Source organism: Streptomyces sp. NPDC046876, assembly GCF_040645035.1.
Taxonomy (GTDB): Bacteria; Actinomycetota; Actinomycetes; order Streptomycetales; family Streptomycetaceae; genus Streptomyces.
This window is the reverse complement of the sequence record NZ_JBEYXK010000003.1, coordinates 128,300-144,349: the sequence shown is the minus strand read 5'-3', so window position 1 is coordinate 144,349 and position 16,050 is coordinate 128,300. Positions and strand designations below refer to the sequence as shown.

Genomic DNA, 16,050 nt, shown 5'->3' with positions numbered 1-16,050 from the left:
CAGTTCTCGGCGGATCGGGGGGACCGGGTGAGCGGCGACGTCAGCTTCGCGGTGCTGGGACCGTTGGAGGTCAGGGTCGGCGGCGCACGGCTGCGCCCGGGCGGCCCCATCCCGGCGCGGGTGCTCGCCACCCTGCTGCTCGAACCGGGCCGGATGGTCCCGGTGTCCCGCCTGGTCGCCGCCGCCTGGGACGACGAGCCGCCGACCACCGCCGCCCACCAGGTCCGCAAAGCCGTCGCCGACCTGCGCCGGCGCATCCCGGGCGGCGCCTCCGTGATCGTCACCGAGGGGCCCGGATACCGGGTGGACGTCGAACCGGGCCGGCTCGACCTGACCCTCTTCTCGCTCCGTCTGAAGCAGGCCCGCGGCGCCCTCGACGCCGCCAGGCCCGCCGAGGCCGCCGACCACCTGCGCAGCGCGCTCGCCCTGTGGCGCGGCCCGGTCATGCACGCGGACTGCGGACCGGTGATCGCCGCGGCCTCCGCCGTCCTGGAGGAGCGCCGGATCACCGCGGTGGAGCAGCTCGTCGAACTGCGCCTGGCGCTCGGCGAGAGCGGCGAACTCATCGGCGACCTGCGCGAGCTGATCACCGAACACCCGCTGCGGGAGACCCTGCGCGGCCACCTCATGCTCGCCCTGTACCGCTCGGGCCGCCAGGCCGAGGCCCTCGCCGAGTTCGGCCGGGTCCGCGAGCTGCTGGTGGAGGACCTCGGCATCGACCCGGGCCCCCGGCTGACCCGGCTGTACGAGGCGATCCTGCGCGACAGCCCCGAACTGGCCCCGCCCGCACCGCCGGACAGCCGCGCCCCCGCGCCGGCCGAACCGGCCCCGGCCCTGTCCCCGGCCCCACCCCTGTCCCCGGCCCGGCCCCTGTCCCCGGCCCTGTCCGCGCTCCGGGCCGGCGCGCCCTGTACCCTGCCGCCGGACCTGCCCGACTTCACCGGCCGCGAGCGCGAGGTCCGGCGGTTGCTGGCCCGCCCCGAACTGCCGGACGCCGCCGCCCACGTCTTCGGGATCGACGGCATGGGCGGCAGCGGCAAGACCGCCCTCGCCCTGCACGCCGCGCACCGGCTGGCCGCCGACTACCCCGACGGGCAGCTCTACGCCGACCTGCGCGGCTTCTCCCCGGGCGAGAGCCCGCGCCGGCCGGGCACCGTCATCGGCTCCCTCCTGCGCACCCTCGGCACGCCGGGGGAGCGCGTACCCGAGGACCTCGACGGCCGTACCGCCCTGTGGCGGGCCACGCTGGCCGGGCGCAGGGTGCTCCTGCTGCTGGACAACGCGGCCGACGCCGCCCAGGTCCGGCCGCTGCTGCCGGCCTCCTCCGGCTGCCTGGTGCTGGTCACCAGCCGCAGCCGGCTGACCGGCCTCGACGGCGCGGACTGGATCAGCATCGGGACGATGCCGCCGCCCGACAGCCTCGCCCTGCTCCACCGGGTGCTGGGCGCGCAGCGGGTGCGCAGCGAGTCCGCGGCGGCCGCCGAACTCGGCACGCTGTGCGGGCACCTGCCGCTGGCCCTGCGGATCGCCGCGGCCCGGCTGCGCAGCCGCCCCCGCTGGACCCTGAGCCATCTCGTGGACCGGCTGGGCGACGAGACCCGCCGCATGGACGAGCTCAGCTCCGGCGACCAGAGCGTCAAGGCCACCCTCCAGCTGAGCTACGAGGCCATGGACACCGCCCACCGCGACGCGCTGCGGCTGATCGGGCTGCACCCGGGCCGCGAGATCGGCATCCACTCGGCCGCGGCGCTGCTGGGCACCGGGCTGCGCGCGGCCGAGGAGGCGCTGGAGCACCTCCTCGACATGAACCTGGTCGGCCAGTGCGAGATCGGCCGCTACGTCCTGCACGACCTGGTCCGCAGTTTCACCCACGGCCTGCACGGAGGGCGGACCCGCCAGGAGGAGCTGGCCGCCTTCGAGCGGGTGCTCGACCACTACCTGGCCACCGCGGACGAGGCCTGCCGCATCCTCTTCCCGGGCCGGGCCCCGTCCGGCGGTGGCGGCAGCCGGTACGGCGCGGGCCCGACCGAACTCCCCGCCCTCGCGGACAGCGCCGAGGCGGAGGCCTGGTTCGAACGTGAACAGGGCGCCCTGCTGAACGCCGTGGAGCGCGCCGAGCAGCTGGGCTTCACCCGGCACGCCGCCCAGCTCGCCCGCAACCTGATCTTCCACCTCAACTCGCGCAGCCAGCTGGAGGAGTTCCAGCGGGTCGCGGACGTCTCCGTGGCCGCGGCCCGCCGGCTCGCCGACCCCCGGCTGCTGCGGGTGAGCCTGTCCAACCAGGCCGTCGCCCGCTGCAAGCTCGGCCGCTTCCAGGACGGCATCACCGCCGCCGCCGAGGCCCTCGACCTCGCCGCGGGCCTCGCCGACCGGGGCGGCGAGGCGGTGTGCCTGACCCTGCTCGGCCTGCTGCAGAGCTTCCTCGGCGACCTCGACGGCGCCCGCCGCCACCTCGAACGCGGCGCCGCGCTGCACCGCGAACTGGCCGACGCCCGCCAGGAGGCGTACACCCTGTGCAACCTCAGCTCGGTGTACACCTGGACGGGCCGGCACCGCGAGGCCGCCGAGGCCGCCGGGCGGGCCGTCCTGCTCAGCCGGCGCGCCGGCAGCGGTGCCGAGGAGATATCGGCCCTCAACGACCTGGCCATCGCCCAACTGGCCCTCGGCGAGGAGCGGGAGGCCCTCGCCACCGTGGAACGGGCCATGGAGCTGGCCGACGACTGCCGCATGCCGGAGAACCTCGCCCTCGCCCTCGCCCTGGCCGCCGAGGCGTTCCAGCGCACGGGCGCCCCCGACCGCGCGGCCGAGTACGCCGAGCGCTCCCTCACCCTGATCCGCTCGAAGGGGACGGCGATGCGGCAGGCGGCCGTGGAGAACGTCCTCGGCCGGGTCCACCACCTGCGCGGCGCCCACGAACGGGCCCGCGAGCTGCACGAGAGCGCGTACCGCAACGCGGAGGCCATCACCTACCGCATCGAGGCGGCCCGCGCCCTGCACGGAATGGCCCTGGCCCTGGACGCCATGGGCGAAGCGGACAGCGCCCGCTCCCACCGCGCACGGGCCACAGCCATCCAGGAATCCCTCACCCGCCCCGCTCTCAGCGCGCGGCGGTGAGGGCGCCCACGTCGACCTTGGACGGGTCGAAGCCGGCGTTGTCCTTGCAGCCGAGCTCCTCGTAGGTGTTGACCTTGGTCACGGGGTCGGTGCGGGTCAGGTGGTACTTGCAGGCGCCCTTGATGTACTGGCCCTTGACGCCGCCGGGGAAGTCGATCTCCTTGTTCCAGAGGTACGGCGAGTTGTAGCCGTTCAGGTGCGCGGTGGCGTTGACGTCGATGCCGCCGGGTGCGTAGATCTCGTACACCCAGCCCGTCTTGGCCGTTCCGTAGGTGGCGAACTTCTGGGCCACCCACTTCTCGCAGCTGGTGCTCAGGTGGGCGCTGTTCTGCCCGCCGCCCTTGACGATGTACTCGGCGAGCGGGGTCAGCGCGCTGCCGCGCGGGGTGAAGCCGGTCTGGAAGATCTCCTCGACGGTCTCCCTGGTGTCGCCGCGCCACAGGGTGTTGGTGTCGCTGCGCCACTGCCAGCGCTCGTCGGCCGCACCGGCCGCGACGTCACGGTGGATCGACTTGTCGGTGGTCGTGCGGTACCAGTCCCAGGGGCGGTAGTCGACGGTCGGCCCGCAGGGCCGGGTCAGTTCGTCGTCGGCCGCGACGGGGGCCGCGGTGGCCGGTGCGATGGCGGCGGCGGAAACGAGGGAGACGGCGGCGAGGACCCGGAAAGCTGCCTGCAACACGGTGAGAGCCCATCAGTTGATCAACATGACGGCCCCTTTATAGGGTCGGCTCCCTCCCCCACCCGCCCCCGCCCGGACCCATCCACCCACCCGGGTGGAACAGTCGTACCGGCTAAAGGATTCACCACCCACCCCGCTGGCCACCCTCCCAGCCCCGCCGGCGTTTGAGGCGAACGGGGTCCGGGGCGGAGCCCCGGGATACGGAGAAAGGGCGGGGCGGGGAGAAGGCTCCGCGCAGCGGCACCGGCACGGGCCGCCCCCGCCCCGCAAGCCGGGCTCCAGCCCTACAACGGCACGACCGACGGGCCGATCTCAGTGGACCGCATCCCCGCAACCTCCTCCTGCAAGCGACGTCCCGCCGATCCTGCCCGCATCCGTTCCCGAACCGTTCCCAACCGGATCCCGAGCGCACGGTCAAGACGGACCGGGCGATTCCGGACATCTTTTGCGTCGGCCGAGCACGGCGCAGGCGCGGCCGGGGCGGCGCGCAGGAGCGGGCCGGAACTCCCGGCCCCGAGCCCGGAGCGCCCGGCCGGGGGGCCCGCACCCCCGCCCCCGACGTGAATTCGACCTCCAAGGGATTGGCTGATATCGATCGGAAGTCGGCGTTCCGACCGCTCCCGGCCCGGCCCCAGTAAATCCGTACGCTACGGTAACTTCACTGTCCGTCAGTAACAGACAACCCTCTGCCATTTCCCGCCCCACGCCCATTCCGAGGGCGCGCCCGGCGGATCGCCATGGAGGGCGAATATGCGTACCACCGAGCGCCGCAGCCGAATAGAGGCCCTCGGCGCCTTTCTTCCCGCCGGAGTCCTCACCACCCCCGAACTGGCCGCGCTGGCGCCCGGCCTGGGCGGTGCGGACGTCGAGCGGATCACCGGCGTCGCCGAGCGCCGCGTCCACGACCCCGACCCGGCCGCCGGGGAGGACTCCTTCGGGATGGCCCTGGCCGCCGCCCGCGACTGCCTGGCCGTCTCCCGCCACCGGGCGGTCGACCTCGACGTCGTCATCAGCGCCTCCATCACCCGCGTGAAGGACGGCAGCCGCTTCCACTTCGAGCCCTCCTTCGCCGGGATGCTGGCCAAGGAGCTGGGCGCCCGCGCCGCCATCGGCTTCGACGTCTCCAACGCCTGCGCCGGCATGATGACCGGCGTCTGGCTCCTGGACCGCATGATCCGCTCCGGCGCGGTGCGCACCGGCATGGTCGTCAGCGGGGAGCAGGCCACCCGCGTCGCGAGCACCGCCGCCGCCGAGGTCGGCGACTCCTACGACCCGCAGTTCGCCTCCCTCTCGGTCGGCGACTCCGCGGCCGCCGTCATCCTCGACGCATCGGTGGACGCCGCCGACCGGATCCACTACATCGAGCTCATGACCTGCTCGGAATACTCCCACCTGTGCATGGGAATGCCGAGCGACCGCACCCAGGGAATCGCCCTCTACACCGACAACAAGAAGATGCACGACCGCGAACGGCTGAAACTCTGGCCTCGATTCCATGCGGATTTCCTCGCCAAGGACGGCCGCGGTTTCGCCGACGAGGAATTCGACTACGTTATCCAGCACCAGGTCGGCGCGCGTTTCATCGACTACGTGAACCAGACGGCCGAGGCCGAGTTCGGCGCCCCCATGCCGCCGTCGCCGCGCGTCGTGGAGCGGTACGGCAACACCGCGACCACCTCCCACTTCCTGACGCTGCGCGAGCACCTCCGCGCCGGCGCCTCCGGCAGCGGGGCCGCTTCCGGAGCCGCCCCCGGAGCCGCCACCGGGGCGAAGTACCTGCTGGTGCCCGCCGCCTCCGGCGTCGTCACCGGCGCCCTGTCCGCCACGATCACCAGCGCGGGGGTGTGAGCCGCATGGGCATCGTCATCACCGCCGCCGCCACCGCCACCCACACCGACCCGGGCACCCCCGCCTCGGCCGTGGACCTCGCCGGCCGCGCCGCCCGCAGCTGCCTCGACAGCGCCCGCGTCTCCGCGTCCGGGGTCGGCGTCCTCATCAACGTCGGCGTCTACCGCGAGCACAACACCTTCGAACCGGCCCTCTCCGCCCTGGTCCAGAAGCAGGTCGGCATCAACCTCGACTACCTCGCCGACCCCCAGCCCTCCCCGGGCTTCTCCTTCGACCTGATGAACGGTGCCTGCGGCGTGCTCAGCGCCGTCCAGGCCGGGCAGGCCCTCCTCGCGACGGGAACCACCGAGCGGCTGCTCATCACCGCCGCCGACGTCCACCCCGGCGGCAACGCCGCCGCCGACCCCGACTACCCGTACGCCGACCTGGCCGGCGCCCTGCTCCTCGAACGCGCCGCCGACCCCGGCACCGGCTTCGGGCCCGTCCGCCACTACGGCGCCGACGGCGCCGACGGGGCCTTCGACACCGAGGGCTACCTCGACCTCGACACCATGGGCACCGCCGGCCGCTCCCGCATCACCGTGCGCCGTACGCCCGGCCACGAGACCCGGGCCGGCGAACTCGCCGCCGCCGCAGTGGCCTCGTACGCCGAGGAGTTCGGACTCGACCTCGACCGGACCCTGGTCGTCGGACCGCGCACTACAGCCGCCGACGGGCCACAGGGGCTCACGGGCGAGCCGCACACCGCAGCCCCGGTCCTCGGCTACCGGCGCGCCCTGGACGGCGTACGGCCCGAGGACTGCGACGGCCTGCTCTTCGTGACCGCGGGCGCCGGATCCGCCGCCTGCGCCTCCTACCGGCCGCAGGGGTGGTGACCGCCATGGCAGCCACCACCCCCCGTACGACGGCGACCCGCACCGCATCCCTGACGGGCGCCCAGGCGGACGCGCGTCCCGACGCCCGTCCCGACACCCGTCCCGATGCCGACCCGCAGAGCCTGGCCGCGTTCCTGGAGCGCAACGCCCGGGCCTTCCCAGACAAGCCGGCCGTCGTGCACCCCGAGGGCCCGTACCGCCCTCACCGGCGCGGCGACCGCCCCCGCCCGCGGCCCCGCTACCGCACCCTCACCTACGGCGCCCTCCAGCAGGCCGTCGAGGAACTGGCCGTCGGCTTCACCCGGGCCGGCATCACCAAGGGCACCCGGACCGTCCTGATGGCCCCGCCCGGACCGGAGCTGTTCGCCCTCGCCTTCGCCCTGTTCCGGGTCGGCGCCGTACCGGTGGTCGTCGACCCCGGCATGGGCGTGCGCCGCATGCTGCACTGCTACCGCACCGTCGGCGCCGAGGCGTTCATCGGCCCGCCGCTCGCCCACCTGGCCCGGGTGCTGGGCCGGCGCACCTTCGCCGAGGTGCGCGTGCCCGTCACCCTGGGCCGGCACCGGCTCGGCCGCGCCCGCACCCTGACCGCGGTACGCGCCCTCGGCGCCGCCGGCCCGCGCCGCAGCGGCGGGGCCGCACCCGCGGCGGCCGGCCGCGACGACCTGCTGATGATCGGCTTCACCACCGGAAGCACCGGCCCCGCCAAGGGAGTCGAGTACACCCACCGCATGGCGCTGTCCATCGCCCGCCAGATCGAGGCCGTCCACGGCCGCACCCGCGAGGACACCTCGCTGGTCACCCTCCCGTTCTACGGCGTCCTGGACCTCGTCTACGGATCCACCCTCGTCCTCGCCCCGCTGGCACCCTCCCGGGTGGCCCAGGCCGATCCCGAGCTCGTGGTCGACGCGCTGGAACGGTTCGCCGTCACCACGATGTTCGCCTCGCCCGCCCTGCTGCGCACCCTCGCGGCCCACCTCACGGCCGCCGGGCCGGGCCGCCACCCGCTGCCCGCCCTGCGCTGCGTCGTCGGCGGCGGCGCCCCGGTCCCCGACGCCACGGTGGCCGCCCTGCGCCGCGTCCTGGACGACCGCGCGCGCATCCACGTCACCTACGGCGCCACGGAGGTCCTCCCGATCACCTCGATCGAGGCGGCGGAGATACTGGGCCCGGACCCGGCCGCCCGCGTTGCGGACAGCGGTCCGGAGCCCGGCCGGGCCACCCGGCCGGCCGACCCCGCCACCCCGGGGGGTACGGCCGCAACCGACGGCGGGACCGCCGCGCGGGCCGCAGAAGGAGCCGGGACCTGCGTCGGGCGGCCCGTGCCCGGGACACGGGTGGTGATCCTGCCCGTCACCGACGGGCCGATGCCGCCGCTCGGGCCGGGAACGCCCCTGCCCGCGGGGCAGGTCGGCGAGATCGCCGTCCACGGCGACTCCGTCAGCCCCCGCTACCACCGCGCCCCGGATGCGGACCGGCTGCACAAGGTCGCCGAGGCGCCGCAGCACGACCACGCCGCGGCCGCCCCGGCCACGGACGCGCCCCGCACCTGGCACCGCACCGGCGACCTCGGCTACCTCGACGAGGACGGCCGGCTCTGGTTCTGCGGCCGCGCGGCCCAGCGCGTCCGCGCCGAGCACCGGGACCTGCACACCGTGCGCTGCGAGGGCGTCTTCAACGCCCACCCGCTGGTACGCCGTACCGCTCTCGTCGGCGTGGGAAGCACCGGACCCGCCGCCGGGCCCGACTCCCGCCCCCGGACCGACAGCGGCTGGGGCCGCGGCCGGGGCGCCAGCGCCGCCGGCGGCGGCCGGGGCGGTCAGGGCGGCCGTGACCGGCCCCGCGCCCAGCGTCCGGTCGTCTGCGTGGAGACCGAGGGCGGCGCCGAGCTCGACCCGGCCGCCTGGCAGCGCCTCGTCGCCGAACTGCGCGACCTGGCCGGGGCCCACGCCCCCACGACCGGCCTGGAGGAGTTCCTCCGGCACCCCGGCTTCCCCGTCGACATCCGGCACAACGCCAAGATCGGCCGCGAGGAGCTGGCCCGCTGGGCCGAGCGCCGCCTCACCCCGCCCGCACCGCTGCTCTCCCGCGCCGGCGCGCCCCGGCTCGTGCCGCTCGCCGGCTGGGCGTACCTCCTCGGCGGGGCCGCCCTGGCCGCCACGGCCGGCGCCCCCGACTCCCGCCTGCTGCGCGGCCTGTGGTGGACCGACGCCGTCCTGAGCATCGCCGGGCACGCCGCCCAGCTACCGCTCGCCCTGCCCCGGGCCCGCGCCGCGGGCGTCCCCCGCCCGGCCGCGGCCGCCCTGACCATGCTCTACGGCGCGACCTGGTGGCGGGCCCTGTGAAGCAGATCCTGATCACCGGCGCCACCGGCTTCCTCGGCGGCCACCTCGTCGACGGCTGCCTGCGCGAGGGCCACCGCGTACGGGCTCTGGTCCGCCCCGGCAGCGACACGGCCCGGCTGCGCGCCCTGCCCGGAGTCGAACTGGCCACCGGGGACCTGACCCGCCCCGACTCCCTGGTGCGCGCCGCCGAGGGCTGCGACGCCGTCGTGCACAGCGCGGCCCGCGTCGTGGACCACGGCAGCCGCGCGGCATTCACGGCCGCGAACGTCACCGGCACGCTGCGCCTCATGGCGGCAGCCCGTACCGCCGGGGCGAAGCGCTTCGTGTTCGTGTCGAGCCCGAGCGCGCTCATGCGCGTACGCGAAGGGGATCGGCTCGGCATCGACGAGAGCACCCCGTACCCGTCGCGCTGGTTCAACGACTACTGCGCCACCAAGGCCGTCGCCGAGCAGCACGTACGGGCCGCGGACGCCCCGGGGTTCACCACCTGCGCGGTGCGCCCGCGGGGCATCTGGGGGCCGCGCGACCACGCCGGGTTCCTGCCGAAGCTCGTCGCCGCCATGCACGCCGGACGGCTCCCCGACCTGTCGGGCGGCAAGCGGGTGCTGGTCTCGCTCTGCCACGTCGACCACGCCGTCGACGCCTGCCTGCGGGCCGCCGTCTCGGCCGACCCCGAACGCATCGGCGGACGCGCCTACTTCGTCGCCGACCGCGAGGCCACCGACCTGTGGCCGTTCCTCGCCGAGGTCGCCGGGCTGCTCGGCTGCCCGCCCCCGGGCCGCCGGATCCCCCTGCCGGTCGGGCGCGCGCTGGCCGCGGCGGTGGAGGCCGCCTGGCGGCTGCGGCCCGACGCGCCCGCGGGGCCGCCGCTCAGCCGCTACATGCTGGCCCTGCTGACCCGCTCGACGACGTACGACATCGGGGCGGCCCGCCGCGACCTCGGCTACGAGCCGACCCGCACCCGCGCCGACGGGCTGCGGGAGCTGGCGCGCTGGGTGGCCTCGCAGGGCGGCGTCCCCGCCTGGACCGCCCGCACCCGCACCCCGGCCACCCGAGGAACCAGCCCCCGATGAAGAACCAGAACCCTCACCCCGAGGTTGCCCCCTTGCACAGCAGGCCGGTGTCCCCGACGGAACGCCTGTACCTCGCCGCAGGCCAGGCCCGCGGCGCCATGGCCCTGCGGATCGTCGTCGAGGGCGACGGCGTACCCGACCCGGATCGGCTCCGGGCCGCCGTGGCGCGGGCTGCAGAGGCCTGCCCCGGATCGCGGCTGCGCCGCCGCGGCGCCCTGTGGGTGGCCGACGGCCCGCTCCCGCGGATCGCGTACGCGCCCGAGGCGGCCGGCGGCTTCGACCCCTCGGACCCGCAGACCGCCCGGCTGCTGACCGGCCGTGCGCACCCGGACGCCGCACCCGGCTGCGAAGTGCTGGTCGTACCCGACGCGGGCGGGACCCGGACCACGGTGGTCTTCAGCGCCTCGCACGCCGTGATGGACGGCCACGGCGCCCTGACCTGGGTCCGCGAGGTCTACCGCGCCCTGCGCGACGAACCCGCCCGCCCGGCAACCGCCCCCGACACGGACCACGCCCTCCTGCACGCCCTGCGCGGCGCCCGCACCCGCCGCGGCCCGGGCCCCGCCCCGCTCGAGGCAGTGCGCGCCGCCTTCCGGGGCAACCGCGCCCACCGCGCAGCCCCCGACTCCCCGGCAGCCGAGGGCGGTTTCCCCGCCCTCTCCGACACGGGCGCCGGCCCCGGCGCAGGCGCGTCTGCGGGCACGGCCACCGGCCTCGGCATCGGCGCCGACCCCGACGCGGGCACCGGCACGGGCACTGGTCCCGGTACGGCCAGCGGCCCCGGCGCGGGCACCGGCGCCGTCCCAGGTCCCGGCACCGGCGTCGAGGCAGGCGTGGGAGCGAAATCGGGAGCGGGCACCGGCACGGGCACTGCTTCCGGCGCGTCCATCGGAGCCGGAGCCGGAGCCGGAGCCGGAGCCGGAGCCGGAGCCGGAGCCGGCGCGGGCACAGGGGCGCGCGGGGGCGTTAACGCCGTTAATACCCGCGGCCCCCGCCGCCCGGCCCCCTTCCCCGGCCGGCCCTCGCCGCTCGGCCGCGGTACGGCCGGGGCCGCCCCGCAGACCCTGTGGCTGCGCCGCACCCTGCCCGGCCGGCACCCCGCGCTCACCGCGCGCCTCGCCCAGGCCCTCGCCGACACCACGCGGCTCGACACCCGTGTCATGGTCCCGGTGGACCTGCGCCGGCACCGCCCGCAGCTCGCCGCGACCGGCAACCTGACCCTCCCGCTCTTCCTGGACCTGCGCCCCGGCCGGGACTGGGCCGCGGCCCACAGCCGGCTCCTGGCCGCGCTCGCCGACGGCGGCGAACTCGCCGCCGGCTTCGAAGCGGGCCTGGCCCGGCTCCCGTTGCCGGCGGTGGCCGCCCTGCTGCGCACCGCCCAGGCCGCCGCCGTACGCACCGACCGCCACCTGGCCTCGGCGGTGGTCTCCCACCTCGGCCGGCTGGACCCCGCCGAGCTGTCCGGCGGCGGCTTCACCGCGGCCACCGCGTACGCGCTGCCCGTGCACGCACCGCTGGTCCCGCTGTCGTTCGCCGCCGCGGAAACCGGCACCGGGACCGAGATCACGCTCGGCCTCCGCGCCCGGGACCCCCTCCTGCGCCCCCACGCGGACGCCCTCTTCGACGCGGTCCTCGCCCGCCTGACCACCGACACCACCACCGCCACTACCACCGCGCCGCCGCGCCGGCCGGAGGCGACCGCAGCCCCGCGCCCGCAGGCGCCGCAGGAGCGGCAGCTCCGTGCGGGTTCTGCGGGACCGGGAGCCGCGGCAGGCGAACCCCGCGCGGGCGCAACCTCGGTGGGGCCCGCAGCCGTCGCCGGCCCGGAGGCGGTCCCGCCCCCGGACGGCGTCACCGTCGTGGACCTGTTCCGGGCGCAGGTGGCCCGGACCCCCGGGGCCGTGGCGCTCGACGGGCCCGGCGGGGCGGTCACGTACGCCGCGCTCGACCGGCGGTCCGACGAGGTGGCCGCCGAGCTCGTGCGCCGCGGGGTACGGCGCGGGGACCCGGTCGGGCTGGTCGTCGACCGGACGCCGGCCGGGGTCTGCGCCCTGTGGGGGGTGCTGAAGGCCGGCGCCGCCTACGTACCCCTCGACCCGGCCCACCCCGGCGCCCGGATCCGGGACGTCCTGCACGGCTGTGCCGCCCCCCTCACCCTGACCCGCCGCCACCTGGCCGCCGGGCTCGCCCCGTTCGTCCCCGGCGGGCTGCTCGCCGTCGACGACATCCCGGCCATGCCCTCGCACCCCGCCCGCACCGCCCCGGCCGCCGCCACCGCCCCCGATGCCGGCGACCTCGCGTACGTCATGCACACCTCCGGCTCGACCGGCCGCCCCAAGGGCGTCCTCGTCGAGCACCGCGGCCTCGTCGCCTTCGTACGCTGGATGACCGAGCTGTGCCGGGTCGGCGAAGGCACCCGCTTCGGCTTCGCCTCCTCCTACGCCTTCGACATCTCCTGCTTCCCCCTCTTCCTCCCGCTCCTCGCCGGAGGCACGGCCGTCCTCGCCCCCGACGCCCCGTCCCCGGCCGTCCTGCGCGCCCTCGTCGGCGAGCACCGCGCCGACACCCTCGCGCTGACGCCGTCCCACCTCGCCCTCCTCGGCGGCGACGGCGGCGGCCGGCTGCGCACCCTGCTGCTCGGCGGCGAGGAGCTCACCCCGGCAGCCGTCCGCTCCGCGTACACAGCCTTCGGCACCGACTGCCGGGTGATCAACGGCTACGGGCCCACCGAGGCCACCGTCGCCTGCCTCGCCCACGTCGTGGACGACACCGAGACCGGCCCCTCCCTGCCGCTCGGCACCCCCGGCCCCGGGACCCGCGTCGACCTCGTCACCGAGGACGGCGAGACCCTCGGCACCGGCCCGGGCGACACCGGCCGCATCGGAGAGATCGTCGTACGGGGCGTACAGGTCGCCCGCGGATACCTCGGCCACACCGCCCGGGAGGCCGACGCCTCCTCGCCCTTTGCGACCGGGCCCGACGGCGTGCGCGCGTACCGCACCGGCGACCTCGGCCGCCGCCTGCCCGGCGGGGCCGTCGCGTTCGCCGGACGCGCCGACGGGCAAGTGAAGATCGCCGGGTACCGGATCGAGCCCGCCGAAGTGGCCGCCGCCCTGGAGGCCCTCCCGGGCGTGGCCCGCGCCGCGGTGACCGTGCGCCGCCGACCGCCGTCCGGCACCCGTTCCACGGCCTCGGCGCCGGCCCCGACGGCAGCGGTGCTCGTCGCGTACGCGGTCCCCACCGCCACCGCCACCGCCACCGCCGCCACGAACGACACCGACACCGACACCGACACCGACACCGACGCCGCCACCGCCCCCGCCGTCACCGCCGACGCCCTGCGGGCCGAGCTCGCCCGCCGCCTGCCCGGCCACCTGGTCCCGGCCCATGTCGTCACCGTCGAGGCCCTGCCCACCACCCTCAGCGGCAAGACCGACTTCGACGCCCTCCCCGACCCCTTCTCCGCCGCACCGGCCGCCTCCCACGACCCTCACGACCCTCACGCCCCCCATGCCGCAGGGCCGCCCCCGACCCCCGCCGCCCTGCGCGCCCGCGTCGCCGGCCATTGGGCGGCCGTCCTCGGCGTGGACGCCGCCGGCCTGCGCGCCGACTCCGACTTCCAGGCCCTCGGCGGCGACTCCCTCGCCCTCGTCGAGATGCTCAGCGCGGTCAGTGCCGACCTGCTCACCCCCGACCAGGCCCGCCGCTTCACCGAGGACCTCGCCTGCCTGGTCCGCGACCTGACCCTCGGCCAGGTCTGCGCCCGGCTCACCGCCGCCCGCGAGGAGGCACCCGCATGATCTTCGTCGGAGAGGGCGCCCTGCTGCGCCGGGCCGTGGCCCACGCCGCCGCCCGCGGCCACCGCGTCGACCTCGTCTGCTCCGCCGACCCGCTCGACGCCGCGGCCGCCGGCCCCGGCACCCCGCACCTGGCCGCGCCCGACGTCAACACCCGCGCCGCCGAGCTGTCGACCGCCTGCACCGACGGGATCGTCTGGTCCGTCAACAACCGGCAGATCTTCCGGGAGCCGCTGCTCTCCCTGGGCCTGCGCATCGTCAACGTCCACAACGGGCTGCTGCCGCAGCACCGCGGACTGCCGTCCGTTGCCGTCCTGTTCGCGCTGCTGAACGGGGACACCGCGTACGGTGCCACCGTCCACGAGGTCGACGCGGGCATCGACACCGGGCCGGTGCTCGCCGAGCACCGCTTCCCCCTCGGGCCCGAGGACCGCTTCCACCAGGTGATGCTGCGCGGCGTCCGCGCCTGCCAGAGCCTCTTCGAGGAGACCCTGCCCGCCGTCGCAGCGGGCCTCGCCCCGACCGTCCCACCCACCTCACCCACCTCACCCGCCCCGCCGCCCCGCCCGTCCGCGTACCACGGCCTGCGCACCCTCGCCCGCCTCGCGGACCACCGGCACGCCCCGGCCTTCGCCCGGGCCACCGACCTCGGCCCCTTCGCCGCCCACGCCCCGGAGCTGGCCGCGGCGCTGGACCGCCTCGGCCCCGGGCCGGGGCCGCGGCCGCGGCCCGGGCTCACAGCCGAACGAACTCTGCGGTCACCGTACGCTTCTGATTCATCGTCAGGAAATGCGACGTGAGTGGATTCGGTTGTGGGACGCCGTCCACCACCCACCCCGAGAACCGGTAGCCCGGGCTCGGCACCGCCGTCACCGTGACGCCCGTACCCGGCCGGTACGGCCCCCACGTGGTCGGCCGGACCGTGCCGCCCTCCGCCGGCCGCGCCGCCGCCTCCAGCCCGTACCGCACGCGCGCCCGGGTCGGCGTCCGGTAGCCCGCGACGATCGGCGCGGTGAGCCGGGCGACCGCGGCGTTGTCGTCGTACGCGTCGCCCAGCGGCTGCCCCCACCAGGTGTTGGCGGTGTTGGAGTACTGGTTGACCGCCGAGCACGGCTGCCCGCAGGCGCTGGAGTACGCCATCAGCGTGTGCCAGCGCCGGTCCGGGGTGACGTAGCCGGTGCTGTACGGGGTGGTCAGGTACGGCCGGTAGTCGGCGCCGCCCGCCTGCTGGTCGAGGGTGGTCCGGTCGTGCCACAGGCCGAGGTTGTGGCCCACCTCGTGCCCGAAGTTGTACCAGTCGACGATCGAGTGGACATCGGTGACCGAGTGGGCCTGGGCGTCGCTCCTCTCGCTCGGCGGCATCGGCAGGCTGCCCTGCCCGGTGCTGGTGCCGGCCGGGACCTGCACGATCAGGCCGACGAGATCGGCGCCGTACGCCTCGCGCACCTGCGAGGCGTACGCCCCGAGCTCCGGGTCGCGCGGATCGGACAGCTTGCCGTGGACCACGGAGGCCGTCTCGTCCCCGTAGTAGTCCGCCCGGTAGGTGGCGACGATGTCCACGCTCGCCCGCACCCCGCTGTCCGCGAACGCCTGGTTGATGGTCGACTCGGCGTACGCGACCCGGTTGAGCATGCCGTCGGCGCCGCCCATGGCCCACTCGGCCTTCGGCGTCCACCCGACCACCATGTCGATGACGACCGGCTTGTCGGAGGCGGCGCGCGTCCGCGGCGCCCGCGCCCGCGGCGCACCGCCGCCCGGCGGGGCGTACTGTTCGTCCGCGTCGTCGGCGGCCGGGCGCTCGCGCAGCGCCGGATCCTCCTCCGTGACCAGGGCCTTGCCGGGTTCGTCGCGCAGCGGCGCGATCCGGAACACCCGGTCGCCGCGGTCGTACAGGGCGTCGACCGCGACCGGCTCGCCGTCGGCGTCGCAGGCCCCGGTGACGTTGAGGTAGACGGTGCGCTCGGGGCGGTCCGCGTCGTGGCCGGCGAAGCTGACGGTGCCGGCCGCGTCCCTGGGCTCGATGCGTTCGGCGACGGCCCGTACGGACACGTCCGGGAAGAAGCTGACGGTGTGTTCCAGCGGCCGGCCCTCGCGCGGGCCCGCGCACAGGTCGGCGTACTCGGCGCGGTCGACGGTGATGGTCCGGCGGCGCACCTCGTCGACCGGGACCGGCTCGGCGCGGGGGCGGGCGCCGGCCCCGCCGGGGGCGGAGGCGAGGAGGCAGGAGGCGACGGCGAGCGCGCTGCAGAGCAGCAGCAGGGGGCGTCCGGGCATGCCCCCCACATGCCGGGGCGGCGGCAACCCCCGCACGCCCGACAC

General features: G+C 76.4%; 9 protein-coding genes. 7 read left to right on the top strand and 2 right to left on the bottom strand.

From position 1 onward, the window contains the following. The first annotated feature begins 27 nt into the window (after positions 1-27). Entirely contained in the window at positions 28-3,114 is a 3,087-nt protein-coding gene (locus ABZ924_RS03330; protein WP_361903312.1) for a BTAD domain-containing putative transcriptional regulator, read from the top strand. Here ABZ924_RS03330 and ABZ924_RS03325 read toward each other — a convergent pair. Continuing rightward, entirely contained in the window at positions 3,098-3,793 is a 696-nt protein-coding gene (locus ABZ924_RS03325; RefSeq protein WP_361903309.1) for a hypothetical protein, read from the bottom strand. The genes ABZ924_RS03330 and ABZ924_RS03325 overlap by 17 nt on opposite strands. Positions 3,794-4,543: 750 nt before the next feature. On the opposite strand from ABZ924_RS03325, the gene ABZ924_RS03320 reads away from it, so the two are divergent. Genes ABZ924_RS03320 through ABZ924_RS03295 form a run of 6 tightly spaced genes read left to right on the top strand, consistent with a single transcriptional unit; the run spans position 4,544 to position 14,531 of the window. Continuing rightward, entirely contained in the window at positions 4,544-5,641 is a 1,098-nt protein-coding gene (locus tag ABZ924_RS03320) for a 3-oxoacyl-[acyl-carrier-protein] synthase III C-terminal domain-containing protein (protein WP_361903306.1), read from the top strand. Between the two features lie 5 nt (positions 5,642-5,646). Further along, positions 5,647-6,516 carry a hypothetical protein gene (locus ABZ924_RS03315; protein WP_361903303.1) on the top strand — a complete coding sequence of 290 codons (870 nt, stop codon included), beginning with the start codon at positions 5,647-5,649 and terminating at the stop codon, positions 6,514-6,516. A 5-nt stretch (positions 6,517-6,521) separates the two neighbouring features. Continuing rightward, complete coding sequence (locus ABZ924_RS03310; protein ID WP_361903300.1) at positions 6,522-8,861, top strand: AMP-binding protein; 2,340 nt, start codon at positions 6,522-6,524, stop codon at positions 8,859-8,861. Next, positions 8,858-9,934, top strand: coding sequence for an NAD-dependent epimerase/dehydratase family protein (locus ABZ924_RS03305; RefSeq protein ID WP_361903297.1), 1,077 nt, complete (start codon positions 8,858-8,860; stop codon positions 9,932-9,934). Before ABZ924_RS03310 ends, ABZ924_RS03305 begins: the two co-directional genes overlap by 4 nt. Positions 9,935-9,981: 47 nt before the next feature. Continuing rightward, the gene (locus ABZ924_RS03300) at positions 9,982-13,734 is read left to right on the top strand and encodes a non-ribosomal peptide synthetase (RefSeq protein WP_361903295.1); all 3,753 of its coding nucleotides are present in this window, start codon (positions 9,982-9,984) and stop codon (positions 13,732-13,734) included. Next, on the top strand, positions 13,731-14,531 hold the full coding sequence (locus ABZ924_RS03295) for a formyltransferase family protein (RefSeq protein WP_361903292.1): 801 nt from the start codon (positions 13,731-13,733) through the stop codon (positions 14,529-14,531). The genes ABZ924_RS03300 and ABZ924_RS03295 overlap by 4 nt, the downstream gene beginning before the upstream one ends. On the opposite strand, the gene ABZ924_RS03290 is transcribed toward ABZ924_RS03295, so the two are convergent. Then, positions 14,467-16,005 (bottom strand): reprolysin-like metallopeptidase, encoded by a 1,539-nt coding sequence (locus tag ABZ924_RS03290; protein WP_361903289.1) that lies wholly within the window; start codon positions 16,003-16,005, stop codon positions 14,467-14,469. The genes ABZ924_RS03295 and ABZ924_RS03290 overlap by 65 nt on opposite strands. Positions 16,006-16,050 lie beyond the last annotated feature (45 nt).

What these genes read in the sequence shown, in the direction of transcription:
- ABZ924_RS03295 (WP_361903292.1), top strand. Translation starts at nt 13,731, where the DNA reads ATGATCTTCGTCGGAGAGGGCGCCCTGCTGCGCCGGGCCGTGGCCCAC.
- ABZ924_RS03290 (WP_361903289.1), bottom strand. Translation starts at nt 16,005, where the DNA reads ATGCCCGGACGCCCCCTGCTGCTGCTCTGCAGCGCGCTCGCCGTCGCC.
- ABZ924_RS03320 (WP_361903306.1), top strand. Translation starts at nt 4,544, where the DNA reads ATGCGTACCACCGAGCGCCGCAGCCGAATAGAGGCCCTCGGCGCCTTT.
- ABZ924_RS03315 (WP_361903303.1), top strand. Translation starts at nt 5,647, where the DNA reads ATGGGCATCGTCATCACCGCCGCCGCCACCGCCACCCACACCGACCCG.
- ABZ924_RS03310 (WP_361903300.1), top strand. Translation starts at nt 6,522, where the DNA reads ATGGCAGCCACCACCCCCCGTACGACGGCGACCCGCACCGCATCCCTG.